Source organism: Mesorhizobium sp. M1342, assembly GCF_040317955.1.
In the GTDB taxonomy this organism is placed as follows: domain Bacteria; phylum Pseudomonadota; class Alphaproteobacteria; order Rhizobiales; family Rhizobiaceae; genus Mesorhizobium.
In genome coordinates this window covers 153,777-169,280 of record NZ_JAMYLI010000003.1, presented here as the reverse complement: position 1 = coordinate 169,280, position 15,504 = coordinate 153,777, and the positions used below count along the sequence as shown (strand labels likewise).

Genomic DNA, 15,504 nt, shown 5'->3' with positions numbered 1-15,504 from the left:
AGCCTTTCAAAACCGGTTCATGGATTGAGCGCTGTCTGGCCACCGCGTGGGCGGCCAGACAGCGGAGCGGGCAAGGGTCGCGGTCAGTTCCCGATGCCCAGCTTCTTGCAGCCCTCCGCGTAACGATCGACGCAGAGCTCGGCCGCGGTGTTGATCTTCTTGTCGATGATCTCGGCCTTCAGGTTTTCCTGCGTCACCACGGCCGGCGTGAACAGCTGCGAGGGCGTGTCGTACAGCGTCATCTCGGCCTTCGGCGTTTCGCCCGAAAGCAGCTTGATGGCGATGTTGGCGGCGGCCGCCGCCACGATCTCGCTCGGCTTGGAGATGGTGTTGTACTGGTCGCCGGCGATGATCAGCTGCAGTGCCGCGATCGTCGCGTCATTGCCGGTCACCGGCGGCACCGGATCGACGCCGGCCGCCTTGAAGGCGGCGATGGCGCCGCCACCGGTGCCGTCATTGGCGGCGACGACGCCGAGGATTTTTGGTCCGAAGCGGGTGATCTGGCCTCCGGCCCATTGCTGCGCCTTCGGCGGCGCCCATTCCGGCGTGTCGTATTCGGCCAGGATCTTGTAGCCGCTGTTGTCGAGGCCGGCATGGATGCCCTTCTTGATCAGGCCGGCCGCCGCGTCGGTCGGCGAGCCGTTGATCTGCAGCACGCCGCCGCTGGCCGGATCGACCTTCAGCGCCTTCAGGTGCTCGACCAGCGAATCGGCGATGGCCTTGCCGATGCCTTCATTGTTGAACGACACATAGAAATCGGCCGGCGCGGTCGGGATCGGCCGGTCATAGGCGATGACCTTGATGCCCTGGCTCTGCGCCAGCTTGACCAGCGAGGCGGCGGCGGTCGAGTCGACCGGGTCGAGCACGATCGCCTTGGCGCCCTGCGAGATCACCGAGTTGAACTGCTGCTGCTGGCGCGAGGCGTCGGCATCGGCATTCTGGTAGAGCACCTTGCAGCCCGGGCACAGCTTCTTCATCTCGGCAGCGAAGCCGGGATAATCATGCTGCTCGTAGCGGGTCGAGGCCTGGTCGGGCATCAGGAAGGCGACGGTGGCGTCGGTAACTTCGGCGGCCCTGGCGATCGCGGCGGTGCCGGCCAGCAGCGACAGCGCAAGGGCTGCCACGCCGGCGGACTTGCCAGCAGACTTCAATGAAGATGAAAGTTTGGTCATTCGGTCTTCTCCGTTTCTGATATGGTTGTAAGAAGGTCGTTGACTGCTTTGGTCTGAAGACACCCATCCGCCCTCGCCCAAACTGCATTGGGAACCGGGACCCGGCGCCGGCCTTTCGAGCCGCGCCGACAACCTCCGCCTACGGAGGAATTCGAGACAAGCGTTCTCTATCGCGAACCGCTCCACGCGGCTCACGTCGTCATGCAAAAGAAAAATCCTCCCTTGGTTCCTCCCTGGCTCCTCCGTTAAGCGGCTTTGCCCGCGTTGATGTTGTCGGCCAGCAGGCGCCTGAAGCGCGAGGGCGGCATGCCCTTCTCCGCCAGGAACTGCCGGTTGAAATTGGACAGATTGTTGAAGCCGACCTCGTAGCAGATGTCGGTGATCGAGGCCTGCTCGTCGCTCATCAGGATCTGGCAGGCGAGATTGATGCGCAGCCGTTTGACATACTGCACCAGCGACATGCCGGTGTGACGGCGAAACGAGCGCGAGAAGGCGCCGGTCGACTGGCCGGCGATGGCGGCGAGATCCGCCTCGTCGAACAGCTGCGTCAGGTTTTCCCTGATATAGGCGAGCGCCTTGTTCATGCCGGCGGTCATGTAGCCGGAGGGATCGGGCCGGTAGCTGGCGCTGGCCAAAAGCTGGAATTCCTGGGCGCGGCTGAGCAGGCCGGCGATCATCATGAACAGCTCGATGCGGCGCACGCCTTGCGCCTGCATCATCTCTTCCATCAGCGGCGCCAGCGCCTTGCTGGTGCGGCTGGAAAACAGCACGCCGCGCCGCGACGCTTCGAGCAGGTGCCCCAGCCCCGCCAGCTCCGGCAGCACATGCATGGCATCGCCGATGAAACTTTCGGAAAATTGGATGATGCGGCCGCGCAGCGGGATCGAGCTGTCCCTGGGGATGTCGCTGACCCAGTTGTGCGGCAGGTTCGGCCCGGTCAGCACCAGATTGCCCGGCTCGAACTCGCCGATGAAATCGCCGACGAAATAGCGTCCGTTGGTGAAGATCACCTGATGCAGTTCATATTCGGGATGGAAGTGCCAACGCACCGTGTGGAAGGGGTAGCCATGCGACCACGCCTTGAAGGACTCACCGCGTCGTATCTGGACTACTTCCAGGTCCGGTTCCATGTCCGTTTCCTCCCAGGCCAGCACGGATATTTGCCGCGTTCGGCCCAATTCCCTAAACCGGCCGAATTGGTTTCGGCTCTGCATTTCAAGAGCCAAGGTACCGGCTCATGACAACAGGCGCCACCACGATTCAAGACAACGGATGATACTTTTTTAACCGGGAGGCGGCGCTCAGAGGCGTTATTCGGGCAGAACAGGTCAGTCTTGCTGACACGTTCGCTCAATTGACCGACGACGATGCCGCCCGCCCGGGAAGGAATTCCGGCGTCTCCGTGTTCGCCTGGCTTATCAAGAACATGGTCTGCAAGCGCTGTTGAAGCGCCGCATCCGTCAGTTCACCTCGTGCACAGCACCACCGGCCGCCGTCGCGAGCGGCGTAACCATATCAGGCACCAGTATGTCGTGGCGGCGCGCGAAGCTGATCAGCGTGGCCCGCACCGTCTCCGGATCGATCTCGCCGACGATGCCCGCCTTGCAAGCGTTGAGCGCGACGGCATGGGCGCCGTTGCGGCCGGCGCTCGGCCAGTCCTGCAGCAGTGCATAGGCTTCCATCACGCTGTCGATCTTCCTCGGAAAGCCCATTCCGACCAGAAGTGTGACCGGTTCCTCAAATTGCCCGCGATTCATGGCTTGTGCCTCCTCTCGATTGTTCAGGGCCTGCAGCGGACCGAACACCGGGCAGCACGGCCCGCCGCGGATAGGTGAATGGACTGGCCGATTTCCGTTCAGCCGCTGCCGGCGGATACCTCGGATGTTGCCGACACTTGCTGTGCTGCGAGGAACATCAGTGCCGACGCCGCGGTTCGCCGATTCCAGCCGGCGGCTTCAGCCATGTCGAGCAGCCCTGCCAGCAGCGGCTTCAGCACGTTCCTGCATTCTGTTTCATAGGCCAGGAATTCCTTCGCTTGGTGCGTAGGAGCCGGTACGGATTCGATGCCAGCCATTGCGTCCATCTTTACCTCCACTCTCTCTCGACTGACGCCCGCTCCCCGCCAGGGAAGCGGGCGGATTGGCCGCGACCTCAAAAGTCCATGCCGGCGCCGGCGGGCATTGCCGGGGCGGCGGCTTCCTTCTTCGGCTTCTCGGCCACCATCGCCTCCGTGGTCACCAGCAGGCCTGCGACCGATGCCGCGTCCTGGAGAGCGGTGCGCACCACCTTGGCCGGGTCGATGACGCCCTGGCCGTAGAGATCGCCGAATTCGTTGGTCTGGGCGTTCCAGCCCCAGCCGAATTCGGTTTTCTCGCGCAGTTTACCGACGATGATCGAGCCTTCGGCGCCGGCATTCTCGGCGATCTGCCGGACCGGCGTTTCGATGGCACGGCGCACGATGTCGACGCCAGTCTTCTGGTCCGCATTGTCGGTCTGCACGGCATCGAGCGCCTTTGCTGCCCGCAGCAACGCGACGCCGCCGCCGGGCAGCACGCCCTCCTCGACGGCCGCGCGGGTCGCATGCAGCGCATCGTCGACGCGGTCCTTACGCTCCTTGACCTCGACCTCGGTCGAGCCGCCGACCCGGATCACCGCAACGCCGCCAGCGAGCTTGGCCAGCCGCTCCTGCAGCTTCTCGCGGTCGTAGTCGGAGGTGGTCTCCTCGATCTGCGCCTTGATCTGTGCGACACGGCCCTGGATCTCTTCCTTGCGGCCGACACCGTCGACGATGGTGGTGTTTTCCTTCTCGATCACCACCTTCTTGGCGCGGCCCAGCATCTGCAGCGTCACATTATCCAGCTTGATGCCGAGATCTTCCGAGATCGCGGTGCCGCCGGTGAGAATGGCGATGTCTTCCAGCATGGCCTTGCGGCGGTCGCCGAAGCCTGGCGCCTTGACAGCCGCGACCTTGAGGCCGCCCCGCAGCTTGTTGACGACCAGCGTGGCAAGCGCCTCGCCTTCCACATCCTCGGCGATAATTAGGAGCGGCTTGCCCGACTGCACCACGGCTTCGAGCACGGGCAGCATCGCTTGCAGATTGGAGAGCTTCTTCTCGTGGATCAGCACAAAAGGCTCGTCGAGTTCGACGCGCATCTTGTCCTGGTTGGTGACGAAATAGGGCGAGAGATAGCCGCGGTCGAACTGCATACCTTCCACGACTTCCAGTTCGGTCTCGGCGGTCTTGGCCTCTTCCACCGTAATGACGCCTTCATTGCCGACCTTCTCCATCGCCTCGGCGAGGAAACGGCCGATCTCGGCATCGCCATTGGCGGAGATTGTGCCGACCTGCGCGATCTCGTCGTTTCGGGTGACCTTGCGGGCATTGGTCTTCAGCTCGGCGACCACCGCGTCGACCGCCTTGTCGATGCCGCGCTTCAGATCCATCGGGTTCATGCCCGAGGCAACCGCCTTGGCCCCTTCCCTGACGATCGCCTGTGCAAGCACGGTTGCGGTCGTCGTGCCGTCGCCGGCAAGGTCGTTTGTCTTGGAGGCCACCTCGCGCACCATCTGGGCGCCCATATTCTCGAACTTGTCCTCCAGTTCGATCTCCTTGGCGACGGTAACGCCATCCTTGGTGATGCGCGGCGCGCCGAACGACTTGTCGATGACGACATTGCGCCCCTTGGGACCGAGCGTCACCTTCACCGCATTGGCAAGGATGTCGACGCCGCGCAGCATCTTCTCGCGCGCTTCGGTATGGAATTTCACTTCTTTGGCAGCCATTGGATCACTCCTCTATCTAGGCAGCATTCGTTGACTGGTTGGATACGAAAGAAGCCGTCAGGCGGCCTTCTTCACTTCGGCGATCTTATCGATGACACCCATCACGTCGCTTTCCTTCATGATGAGCAGGTCCTCGCCGTCGAGTTTGATTTCGGTGCCGGACCATTTGCCGAACAGGATGCGGTCGCCGACCTTGACATCGAGTTCGACAAGCTTGCCGCTGTCGTCGCGCGCGCCGGGACCGACGGCGAGCACTTCGCCTTCCTGCGGTTTTTCTTTTGCGGTATCGGGGATGATGATGCCGCCGGAGGTCTTCTCCTCGGCTTCAAGGCGGCGGACCAGAATACGGTCATGCAATGGACGGAACGCCATGTCGTTCTCCTCGTGGACAAACAGGTTTTTGAGGTTCCTCCGCACCGAACCGGCAATATCGGACCGGTGCGGAACGCCGGGACCCTTCGTCAGGCATCGCGGCGCATATCGAGCTAGTTTTGCCGTTTTCCGATTTCAAGAGACCGGCGAAAAAATTTTTACATTCGACCAGAAAGGGCGCCAACGCACTGTTATGGCGCGGCTATTTTCGGAACCCCCGAGCTTCTCGTGGCGTTGTTCGAAGACGGACCGACAGACCGATCGTCCCGGCCCGGCATCGGGCGGGTTCAATACAAATGTCGCAGGCTGGATGCCTGAACGGAGAGAGAAGGAGAAAGATATGGCCGATACGGTCAGCAGCGAATTCCGCCTGCAAATGGAAGGTTATGGCCTGACGACGGCCGAAATCCACTATCACCTGCCCGATCATCCGAGCCTGCTTCAGCTCTATGTCTGGCAGGACTATGATCTCGCTCCGGCCTTCCCCGAACTCAAGGGCTTTCTCCAATATTGGGAGCGCGAACTCGACGGTCCGCTGCACTCGGTCCGCGTTGCTCATCACCGGCTCATCCAGCCTTCGGAATGGCGGGCCGTCGAGGGCATCATCACGGTCCACTAGGGTCTTTGCGACGGCCTCCGCTCCTGCTTCGCCTGGAGCGGCGGCGTTAGGGCAGGCTCTCGCCGGCCTCACGCAGCGACAGCCAACAGCCTCCCCTCCAAAATTTCCAATTTCCATGTTGTAAAACGATCGTGCCGCGCTAGCCTGAAACCAGATGCGATGCGGGGAAGAGGAATGGAGCTTCAACTCAATGGCAAGGTGGCGCTGGTCACCGGCTCGACGCAAGGCATTGGCCGCGCCATCGCCGAGACCTTGGCGCGTTCCGGCGCCGGCGGCCTGCTCGTCACCGGGCGTGATAAGGCCCGCGGCGATGCGGTGGCGGCGGAGCTTTCGCAGCTTGGCACACCAACGCTCTTCGTCGCCACCGACCTCGCCGACCCGGCCGCCCCTGCCCTTTTGGCGCAAGCGTGCATCGAGCGCTTCGGCCGCATCGATGCGCTGGTCAACGCCGCAGGGCTGACCGACCGGGCCTCGTTCCTCGATGCCGATCTCGACGGCTGGGCCTCGCTGTTCGCCGTTAACGCGCGGGCGCCGTTCTTCCTCATGCAGGCGGCCATCGCCGACATGAAGAAGCGCGGTCAGGGCGGCGCCATCGTCAACATCCTGTCGATCAACGCCCATTGCGGCTCGCCGGAGCTCGCCGTCTATTCCGCCAGCAAGGGCGCGCTGGCCACGCTGACCAAGAACGCCGCCAACGCCCATCGCTTCGATCGCATCCGCGTCAACGGCATCAATGTCGGCTGGACCGACACGCCGGCCGAACGTGCCATGCAGGCCGACACGCTGGGCAACGGGCCGGGCTGGCTCGATGCCGCGAACGCCTCGCAACCCTTCGGCCGCCTGTTCTCGACGAGCGATATCGCCAACCTCGCCGTCTTCCTGCTCTCGGATGCTGCCGGGCCGATGACCGGCACGCTCGTCGACCAGGAACAGTGGGTGATCGGGGCGAACCGGTGAGCGCCATCGAAACGCATGCGCCCTGCATGACGCATTTCGGCGTCGGCGCTTTCACCGTTGCCCTCAGAAGTTGGTCGATGACGGTGACTGAAAACGCCTATCGCCCCATTCGCTCAAAGCACCCGCGCCGCCTCACAGCGCCAGGCTCCCCTGCTCCACCTCCTCGGCATTCGGATCTCCCGGTGCGGTGGCCCAGGCCAATTCGACCAGCGTCACGGTGCGCCGGCCTGTCCCGTCGAGTTGGCAGACGATGAGCCCCTGCTCCTCGATATAGGTCAAGAGGCGCCGGGCGCGGCGCAGCGAGTGCGAGCCGTAGGCGCGGGCGATCGCGGCGTCGCTCGGGCACGGCCAGCCCTCTTTCGCCGCACGGGCGATCATCATGAACACGCCCTGCATGTCGTCGGGCAGCAGCGACGCGCGGACAGAAACGTCCCGCCACGCGTCATCCTGCGTCGTCTCGGAACCAAGGCCGGCACGGGCGCGCGTCAGCATGCGGCGGAACTCCGGCAGGTCCGGCACAACCGACGCGAGGCCTTCTATGCGGCAGCGGACCACGAATTCCTGATAGAGCACCCCGATCACGCGAAAACCCGCATCGGGCTGCGCCAGGATGGCGCGCAGCACACGGTCGACGCGCTCACGACGCTCGGCCAGATCCTCGGCGCTGATTTGTGGCTCCGCCGGCTCGGGGCGCATTTCCAGTGCCGCCGATTTGGCCGCCATCAGCTGGTCGAGCAGGTCCGGCGACGCCGGGCGGCGCGGCGTGCGCACCGTCTCGGGGGGCGGCGCCGCCAGGATGATCGCGCGTGCATCTTCTAGCGCGGATTCCGGCATTGCCATGAGCCGCGGCGTGCCGTTGCGCGGGCTGGTGTCGGTCGGGCCGATGCGCAGCCCCAGCGGACGGCGCGACAGCGCCGGACCGAGCGCCATGAACTGCCCGCGTTCCAGATCACGGAACGCTTCCGCCTGGCGTCTCTCCATGCCCAAAAGATCGGCGGCACGCGCCATGTCGATATCGAGGAAGGTGCGGCCCATGAGAAAATTGGACGCCTCGGCTGCGACGTTCTTGGCGAGCTTGGCCAGCCGCTGGGTGGCAATGATGCCGGCCAGCCCGCGCTTGCGGCCACGACACATCAAATTGGTCATGGCGCCGAGCGAGAGCTTTCGCGCTTCGTCCGACACCTCTCCGGCCACCGCTGGCGCGAACAGCTGCGCCTCATCCACCACCACCAGCATCGGGTACCAGTGGTCACGGGCGACCTCGAACAGCCCGCCGAGGAAGGCGGCGGCACGCCGCATCTGGTTCTCGGCGTCGAGCCCTTCGAGATTGAGCACGGTGGAGACGCGATGCATGCGCGCCCGCTCGCCGGCCGCCTGCAGGCCGCGCTCGGTATGCTGCTCGGCATCGATCACCAGATGGCCGTAACGGTCGCCCAGCGAAACGAAGTCGCCCTCGGGATCGATGATGGTCTGCTGCACCCAGGGCGCGCTCTGCTCCAGCAGGCGCCGCAGCAGATGCGACTTGCCGGAGCCTGAATTGCCCTGCACCAAAAGGCGCGTCGCGAGCAGTTCCTCAAGATCCAGCTTCGCCGGGGCGCCTGCGGTCGTCTGTCCCATCTCGATCGCAACGGTCATCTCGACTCAGGCGCTCCTTTCGCAGACGGGCTTATCAACCCGATCACAGCCCGTCGAGCGTGCATGACCGCCTGCGGCGTGTTGCGCACAACTGTGCAGGCACCGCCTGGAGGGGTCATCAGCCGATGCCTGGCTGAAACTTTGGGTTGACCCCTTCGGACCACGAGGCGACACTCCACCCAACGCTAGGAGCACGAGGAGAGATGCGATGGACGAGCCCGAACGGTGGCGCCACATGTCTACGGCGCCGAAGGATGGCAGCCGCATCCTGGTCACTGTGCGCCCGTCCGAACAGGGGCCGGCGGAAGTAGACCTTGCCTATTGGTCGCGTGCCGACCAGTTCGCCTCGGAAGGCTGGCGCGCATCGGACTCCTCGCCGGGGCGCGTCATCGAATACGCCGAACCGGAACTGAAATGCTGGATGCCGTTGCCGACGGCCAGTCTCAGCCGCGCGTCCATGCCGGCGCCCTGGGAAGGCGAAGACGCCCAGCAGCTGGATGGGTCCGGGATTTAAGAGCGCGGAGAGGCCGGAGATTGGCAACTCCACGGTTGGCGTCTCTAACCTGCTCCTCTCAGAACAGGAACGCGGCCGTGGCGGGGTTGGGCCCGTTGCGGCCTTCGGGCGAATCCATGCCGCGGATCGTCTGCAGGTCCTGCGCATCCAGTTCGAAATCGAAGACATCGAAATTGGCGGCGATGCGATCCCTGCGGATCGACTTTGGAATGACGATCAGCCCCTCCTGGAGATGCCAGCGGATGATCGCCTGGGCGACGGACTTGCCATGTTTTTTGGCGATGCCTGCAATGGTCGGATCGCCGAGCAGCCGGCCGCTGCCCAACGGGCTCCAGCTTTCGATACGGATGTCGTGCTTCGTGTGAAAGTCCCTGACACCGCGCTGCTGGAACTGGGGATGCAGCTCGATCTGGTTGACGACGGGCGTCACGCCGGTTTCCGCGATGATCCGCTCCAGATGGTCCTGGTTGAAGTTCGAAACGCCGATCGACTTGATGCGGCCGGCCTGCCGGAGTTCGACCAGCGTCTTCCAGGCCTCGACGTATTTGTCCTGGCTGGGCACCGGCCAGTGGATCAGGAACAGGTCGATCTGTTCGACGCCGAGCTTCTCCATCGTCTCGTCGAAGGCGCGTAGCGCCGCATCGCGCTGGTGTGCACCGTTGCGCAGTTTCGAGGTGATGAACAGCTCAGCCCGCGGCACGCCGGCGCTGCGGATCGCCTCTCCGACCCCTTCCTCGTTCTGATAGCCTTCGGCGGTGTCGATCAGGCGATAGCCGGCCTCGATGCCCCAACCCACCACCTCGGCGGTGATGTCCTGGTCGACCTGCCACACGCCAAGGCCGAGGTGGGGAATGGCGGAGCCGTCGTTCAATGCAATCTGTTCGGGCATGGGGGATCCTTTGCAAAGCGGGTCCGGGCGTTCTGCCCGGTGCACAGCCTATCTAGGTCCGACAGGGTGCGACGACCAGCCGACAGCGGACAAATTGCCGTGTGAAGTGCGCCTGCAAGTGTGACTTCGGTGTCGGCCGCATCCTTACCGCGGCCGGCGCACCGCCCGCACCACACCGGCCGAAGTGCTGCCGCAATAGAGGCGGTCGCCGCCATCGGATTCCAGCCCCGACACGCCCATGCCCGCCGGCATGTCGAGCTTCTCGAGAACCTTGCCTGATCGCGGGTCGACGCGGCGCAGGTCGCTCTGCTCGCCTTCCCAGGTGGCGTGCCATAGCTCGCCCTCGACCCATGTCACCCCGGTGACGAAACGGTTGGATTCGATGGTGCGCAGGATCGCCCCCGTCTCCGGGTCGATCTGATGGATCTTGCGCTCGCGGTATTGCCCCACCCACAGCGTCCCTTCGGCCCAGGTCAGCCCGGAGTCGGCGCCACCGCCGGGCGCCGGGATGGTGGCCAGCACCTGGCCGGTATCGGGGTCGATCTTCTGTATTAGGTCGTTGGCAAGCTGGAAGAAATGCTGGCCGTCATAAGCGGTCCCGGCATGTGCCGCGACATCGATCGAGCGCAGCGCCTGCCCGCTTTCCGGATCGAAGGCGTTCAGCCTCTCGCCCGAGGCAAACCAGACGTTGTTACCGTCAAAGCTCACCCCATGCACCCTCTCCACATCGGCAAAGGGTCCGTATTCGCGCAGGATTTCGGCTTCTGAATGTTTCATGTCTTTATCCTCACGAGATGATCTGATGTGCCTTACTAACCACTCGGCAGCGGGGCCGGGAGTAACAAGGTGGTCGTGAATCCCGCCACCGGCGGCGTCATCCAGCGGCGCGCCCGGCCGTGACCGAAAAACTGCACCTTGCCGGCCTCGCCGAGCTGCTCCAGCGCCCGCTGCACGCTGCGCTGGCCGGTACCGAGCGCCAGTGCCAGCGCCGAACTCGCCCAGGATTCACCATCGGCAAGGAAGGCCAGCACTGCCGCGTGCCGCTCCTCGATCGGCCGGGCCAGCACCAGCACCTCGCGTGCGTGGCGCGGCGCCAGCGCGAAGCCCTGCCTGGTCGCGCCGATGTCGGCCAGCCCGCGCAATTCGGCGCGCAGCCGGCCGATCTCGACCCGCAGCCGCGCCCGGTGCGATTCATCGGCGTGCCTGCCGCCGAAGGCTTCAGCGATCAGCCTCGCCCTCGACACATCGCCTGGCCACGCTTCGGCGAGCGTACGGGCCAGCGCAAACAGCACCGGGCGCGTTGCCAGCGAGACCGTTTTCTCCTGTTGGCGCACGACGTAGCGAAAGCTATCGACCAGCAGCGCCGGCGACGCCTGCAACGCCTCGACGTCCTCAAGCAGCAACGGGCGCTGATTGCCAGCCGCGATCAGCCGCGCCGCCGGCGTGTCCAGCGCCAGGAATGCGCGATCGACTTCAGCGATGAGCCCCGCAATGCCGGCCTGGCGGGCGGCGTGGCGTGCCCACTCCAACGCCCTGCGCGCCGGCTTCGTCTTGAGGCGCCGCATCGCGATGCCGGCGACGGCAAGCTCGTGGGCGGCGCGCGAGGCCGGTGGAAGCGGCATCGGATCGAGCCCGGCCAGCACGTCTTCGGCCTCGTCGAGACGGCCGATCAATAGCAGGCGGCGCACCTTGAGGTGGCCGGCATGCGCTGCGTTCAGCCGGTCGCCATGCTTTTCCAGCGTCGTCCACGCCGCATCCAAAGCCTTGGCCGGCCAGCCGAGGTCACGCGAAACCAGCGCGATCTCGGCCTCGGCGACGACGCATCTGGCGCGCGCCACCGCCTCTTTGGGGCCGAAGCCACGCGCGGCACGCCGCAGCAGCGCCTTGGCGCGGTCAAGATCGCCGAGCTGCGCCATCGCAATGCCGCGCAGCGCCAGCGCCGGCGCATCCTCACGCAAGGCAACGCGGTCCAGCGCGCCAAGCGGATCACCTGCCGCCAACGCCAGTCCAGCCGCGGTGATCAGCGAGTCCATTCAAATCCCGTCACACTTGTAACTCCCACCCCCAGTGCTCAGCGCCCTAACTTAAGTCATGGCCGCCAACCAGCAAGCCGTATCGGCAGCGGCACAACAAGGGAGAACCACGCGATGAACGACACTGTCGGGGGCACCGAGCGGATGCGCCACCCCTGCTGCGGCGGGCCGGCTCTTTCAAATCCCGTCACACTTGTAACTCCCACCCCCGCGATTGACCGCCCTATTCTAGCTCACGGCAAGCAACCACACGTCGCAACAGCGCGACAACAGACTGGCAAAGGAGACGACCAATGACCAAGCACATCGCAATGAAGACCCCGCCGATCGTTTCGCAGCAGGACTGGGAAGCCGCCCGCGAACAGATGCTGGTGAAGGAAAAGGCAACGCTGCGCGCCAAGGACGCATTGGCCGCCGAGCGCCGGCGCATGCCCTGGATGGAAGTGGACAAGGCCTATGTGTTCGAGGGGCCGAACGGCAAAGCGAGCCTGCTCGATCTGTTCGAAGGCCGCCGCCAGTTGATCGTCTATCGCGCCTTCTTCGAGCCCGGCGTGCATGGCTGGCCCGATCACGCGTGCCGCGGCTGTTCCCTTGGCGCCGACCAGGTCGGCCACCTCGCCCATCTCAATGCCCGCGACACCACGCTTGCCTACGCTTCACGTGCCCCGCAGGCCGACATTGCGCGGCTGAAGCAGCGGATGGGCTGGGAGATGCCGTGGTACACAATCACCGACAGTTTCGATAAGGACTTCGGCGTCGACGAATGGCACGGCCACAACGTCTTCATCCATGACGGCGACCGCATCTTCCGCACCTACTTGATCAACAGCCGCGGCGACGAGGCGATGGGCACCGTCTGGAGCTATCTCGACGCGACGCCGCTCGGCCGCCAGGAAATTTGGGAGGATTCGCCCGAAGGCTATCCGCAGACCCCGCTCTACTCCTGGTGGAACTGGCACGACAATTACAACGCCGGTGCCGACAAGAAATGGGAAGAAGTGTCTGCTGCCGGCGAGGCGGCGTTCCGCGACAAGGGCGAGTAGTAACGGTTGTCCAGCCTGGGTTCCTCTCCCCGCTCCGTGAGGAGAGGAATCTGTCGTGGCTGGCATAATCATCAAGGATCAAGACCATGAGCGATATTCACACAGGTGCCGGCAGCACGATCCCGGAAGCCACCACCCTCGGGCTGGCCGACTGGCTTTGCCTTGCCGCGGCACCGACCTTCGCCGTGATGGCGCTGCTCACCTGCATCTTCAGCGGCGATGCGGCCATGCAGTGCATGGGCACCGACGCCTCGCCCCTCACGGGTATGGCCGCGATGTATCTCCTGATGAGCGCCTTCCATCTGGCGCCCTGGCTGCGGGTGATTTCCGGCAGGCAGGTCCGCTAGGCGCAGCGCGCCGTTCCAATTCCAAACACCCCACACATCGGAGAAGACAATGAGACTGGTTAGGCTGAGAGCGCCGGGCGGCTTGGGCAATCTCGGCCTGGTCGAGGAAGATCCGCCCCAGCCAGGGCCGGGCGAGGTGCTGGTCAGGATCCGGGCCTGCGCGTTGAACATGCGCGACGACTTTGCCGTGCAAGGCAAGATGCCTCTCGCCGACGGCCGCGTTCCACTCTCCGACGGCGCCGGCGAAGTGATTGCCCTCGGCGACGGTGTCGATGCACTCAAGCCCGGAGACAGCGTCGTCAGCGTCTTCTATCCCTGGTGGCTGGGCGGCGACATGATGCCCTCGACCCGGCGCGATATTCCGGGAGACAGTTTCGACGGCTTCGCCAGCGAGTATGTCTGCATGCCGGCGCACGCTTTCACTAGGGCACCGACAGGCTATACGCATGTCGAGGCGGCGTCGCTCACCTGCACCGGCGTTACTGCCTGGCGCGGCCTGGTTGTGTGCGGCAAGGTGAGGCCGGGCGACGCGGTGCTGGTCCTCGGTTCGGGCAGCGTATCGCTGTTCGCGCTGCAATTCGCCAAAGCCGCCGGCGCCCGGGTCATCGCCACCTCATCCGACGAGCAGAAGCTGGAGCGGCTCAAGCGCCTCGGAGCCGACGCCATCATCAACTACAAGTCCGTCCCGGACTGGGGCCGCAAGGCCAGGGATTTGACCGACGGACGCGGCGTCGATCACGTGATCGAGGTCGGCGGACCCGCCACGCTGGCGCAGTCCATTGCGGCCTGCAGAACGGGCGGTCACATCGCGCTGGTCGGAGTCCTGACCGGCTTTGCGGCGGAAGTGTCTATCCCCGCCCTGTTTTCCAACCAGATCCGCATCAGCGGCATTTCCATCGGCAGCCGGGCCGACCAGGAGGATATGATCCGGGCGATAGAGGCTATCAGGCTGAAGCCCGTCATAGACCGCCATTTTCCGCTGCAGGACATCGCCACCGCCTTCGCGCACTACGAATCCCAAAAGCATTTCGGCAAGGTCTGCCTTGAAGTTTGAGCACTCTCCACCAGCAGCACGATGAAGGGGACCGTCGGGTCCGTGCCTTCGTCGTGATTCTGCCTAGGTCGCGATGTCGTTGACCGGCAGCAGGGGCTTGGGAAGGTCGGCCTCACCGAGCCCGCTGCGCAACTCGATCTCGATGTCGCGGCATATCTGCGAGATCGGAACGTCGTTGGCGTTGCCCTCGAATGGGTTGGCGCTGCTTTCGCCGACCTGGTCGAGGGACATGTAAGCCCAGCCCAGCAGCGTGCTGAACGGGATCGTCAGCCAGATTGCGATCGACCCGAGCGCGCCACCCAGTTTGCCCATATCGGCAAAGACGGGAACGACCCCGAATGGCAGCAGCGTGCAGAAGATCATCACGAACATCGAACTGACGATGGCGTATTGCCTGGGATAGGGATTGTTCTTGATGCGATCGCAGCGCGCCTGCTGGTCATGGAAGTCGCGGATCAGCTTGGTCAGTTCGCCATAGATCTGAGGAGGGAGCTTTGTGTCCTTGAACAGCGCATTGACCTGGACAGATTGCAGTTCGAGCAGGGCTATCGCCGGCTGGGGCGATTTCAGGACGTCCTCGGCCTGTTCGGCGAGCAGTGGAGCCAGCTCGTTGGCGACCGAGCTCGCATCCTCATGGATACGGTAGCGCCGCCGGTATTCGATATTGGCGGCCCGCGCCATGGATTCCCATGGCATCGGCCGGCGCAGGGAAAAACGCAATGCCGTCATCCAGGCGATGTGGCGATAGATGAGCTGTCTGGCCGTCGGCGCGTCGAGGAAATCCCTGCAGAAATTGGACCACAACCGGCTGCTGGCCGTAATTTGCGTAAAAGCCTGCAGCGCGTCGCTGCTGCGGGTGAACACCTGCGAATTCTTGAACCCGGCAACGAGTGATACGGTGGTGCCAAGCACCAGCACCACCGACCATGGCACCGAGAACCCGGCGATGCCCGGAAAACGGTAGGCCGCCACGGCCAGTCCGCTCACCACCACCATGTAGATGACGCTGCGCCGCGACCAGAGCGCGAAATCCACTATTTTGTAGGAACGGCCTACATACATCGGGTCCCCTCAACTTATCGACAG

The 15,504-nt window shown here is 64.4% G+C and carries 17 protein-coding genes; 6 read left to right on the top strand and 11 right to left on the bottom strand.

Annotated features, from left to right (window positions below):
* Nucleotides 1-83: 83 nt before the first annotated feature.
* The 6 genes from NKH06_RS04035 to groES all read right to left on the bottom strand — a co-directional run bounded on the left by NKH06_RS04035 (nt 84) and on the right by groES (nt 5,327).
* On the bottom strand, nt 84-1,172 hold the full coding sequence (locus NKH06_RS04035) for an ABC transporter substrate-binding protein (protein ID WP_127270010.1): 1,089 nt from the start codon (nt 1,170-1,172) through the stop codon (nt 84-86).
* A gap of 245 nt (nt 1,173-1,417) precedes the next feature.
* Nucleotides 1,418-2,302 (bottom strand): AraC family transcriptional regulator, encoded by an 885-nt coding sequence (locus tag NKH06_RS04030; RefSeq protein WP_031214037.1) that lies wholly within the window; start codon nt 2,300-2,302, stop codon nt 1,418-1,420.
* Nucleotides 2,303-2,632: 330 nt separating this feature from the next.
* A complete protein-coding gene (locus tag NKH06_RS04025) occupies nt 2,633-2,929 on the bottom strand; it encodes a DUF982 domain-containing protein (RefSeq protein ID WP_031214038.1) in 297 nt (98 codons plus the stop codon).
* Between the two features lie 98 nt (nt 2,930-3,027).
* Nucleotides 3,028-3,246, bottom strand: coding sequence for a hypothetical protein (locus NKH06_RS04020; protein WP_023814433.1), 219 nt, complete (start codon nt 3,244-3,246; stop codon nt 3,028-3,030).
* A gap of 77 nt (nt 3,247-3,323) precedes the next feature.
* Nucleotides 3,324-4,955 (bottom strand): chaperonin GroEL, encoded by a 1,632-nt coding sequence (gene groL / locus NKH06_RS04015; RefSeq protein WP_023814434.1) that lies wholly within the window; start codon nt 4,953-4,955, stop codon nt 3,324-3,326.
* 57 nt (nt 4,956-5,012) lie between these two features.
* Nucleotides 5,013-5,327: a co-chaperone GroES gene (gene groES, locus NKH06_RS04010; RefSeq protein WP_352441792.1), complete on the bottom strand. Its 315-nt coding sequence runs from the start codon at nt 5,325-5,327 to the stop codon at nt 5,013-5,015.
* A 340-nt stretch (nt 5,328-5,667) separates the two neighbouring features.
* Here groES and NKH06_RS04005 point away from each other — a divergent pair, with 340 nt between their 5' ends.
* Together NKH06_RS04005 and NKH06_RS04000 are read left to right on the top strand one after the other, a co-directional pair.
* Complete coding sequence (locus tag NKH06_RS04005) at nt 5,668-5,946, top strand: usg protein (RefSeq protein WP_127809820.1); 279 nt, start codon at nt 5,668-5,670, stop codon at nt 5,944-5,946.
* 174 nt (nt 5,947-6,120) lie between these two features.
* Nucleotides 6,121-6,903 carry an SDR family oxidoreductase gene (locus tag NKH06_RS04000; protein WP_128305760.1) on the top strand — a complete coding sequence of 261 codons (783 nt, stop codon included), beginning with the start codon at nt 6,121-6,123 and terminating at the stop codon, nt 6,901-6,903.
* Between the two features lie 132 nt (nt 6,904-7,035).
* On the opposite strand, the gene NKH06_RS03995 is transcribed toward NKH06_RS04000, so the two are convergent.
* Nucleotides 7,036-8,538: a helicase HerA domain-containing protein gene (locus tag NKH06_RS03995; RefSeq protein ID WP_127297074.1), complete on the bottom strand. Its 1,503-nt coding sequence runs from the start codon at nt 8,536-8,538 to the stop codon at nt 7,036-7,038.
* Between the two features lie 208 nt (nt 8,539-8,746).
* On the opposite strand from NKH06_RS03995, the gene NKH06_RS03990 reads away from it, so the two are divergent.
* Complete coding sequence (locus NKH06_RS03990; RefSeq protein ID WP_352892305.1) at nt 8,747-9,052, top strand: hypothetical protein; 306 nt, start codon at nt 8,747-8,749, stop codon at nt 9,050-9,052.
* Nucleotides 9,053-9,110: 58 nt separating this feature from the next.
* On the opposite strand, the gene NKH06_RS03985 is transcribed toward NKH06_RS03990, so the two are convergent.
* The 3 genes from NKH06_RS03985 to NKH06_RS03975 all read right to left on the bottom strand — a co-directional run bounded on the left by NKH06_RS03985 (nt 9,111) and on the right by NKH06_RS03975 (nt 11,974).
* Nucleotides 9,111-9,941, bottom strand: coding sequence for an aldo/keto reductase (locus NKH06_RS03985; RefSeq protein WP_352892304.1), 831 nt, complete (start codon nt 9,939-9,941; stop codon nt 9,111-9,113).
* 144 nt (nt 9,942-10,085) lie between these two features.
* Nucleotides 10,086-10,718 carry a Vgb family protein gene (locus NKH06_RS03980; RefSeq protein WP_352441793.1) on the bottom strand — a complete coding sequence of 211 codons (633 nt, stop codon included), beginning with the start codon at nt 10,716-10,718 and terminating at the stop codon, nt 10,086-10,088.
* 35 nt (nt 10,719-10,753) lie between these two features.
* Complete coding sequence (locus tag NKH06_RS03975) at nt 10,754-11,974, bottom strand: helix-turn-helix domain-containing protein (RefSeq protein ID WP_352630351.1); 1,221 nt, start codon at nt 11,972-11,974, stop codon at nt 10,754-10,756.
* 293 nt (nt 11,975-12,267) lie between these two features.
* On the opposite strand from NKH06_RS03975, the gene NKH06_RS03970 reads away from it, so the two are divergent.
* The 3 genes from NKH06_RS03970 (at nt 12,268) to NKH06_RS03960 (ending at nt 14,418) form a co-directional block, all read left to right on the top strand.
* Nucleotides 12,268-13,017, top strand: a complete 750-nt coding sequence (locus NKH06_RS03970; RefSeq protein ID WP_352892303.1) for a DUF899 domain-containing protein — start codon at nt 12,268-12,270, stop codon at nt 13,015-13,017.
* A gap of 86 nt (nt 13,018-13,103) precedes the next feature.
* On the top strand, nt 13,104-13,364 hold the full coding sequence (locus NKH06_RS03965; RefSeq protein ID WP_127297078.1) for a hypothetical protein: 261 nt from the start codon (nt 13,104-13,106) through the stop codon (nt 13,362-13,364).
* A 49-nt stretch (nt 13,365-13,413) separates the two neighbouring features.
* A complete protein-coding gene (locus NKH06_RS03960; protein ID WP_352892302.1) occupies nt 13,414-14,418 on the top strand; it encodes a zinc-dependent alcohol dehydrogenase family protein in 1,005 nt (334 codons plus the stop codon).
* A 63-nt stretch (nt 14,419-14,481) separates the two neighbouring features.
* Here the strand turns inward: NKH06_RS03960 and NKH06_RS03955 are convergent, their stop codons facing one another.
* Complete coding sequence (locus NKH06_RS03955; protein ID WP_352611150.1) at nt 14,482-15,480, bottom strand: bestrophin family protein; 999 nt, start codon at nt 15,478-15,480, stop codon at nt 14,482-14,484.
* Nucleotides 15,481-15,504: the final 24 nt, after the last annotated feature.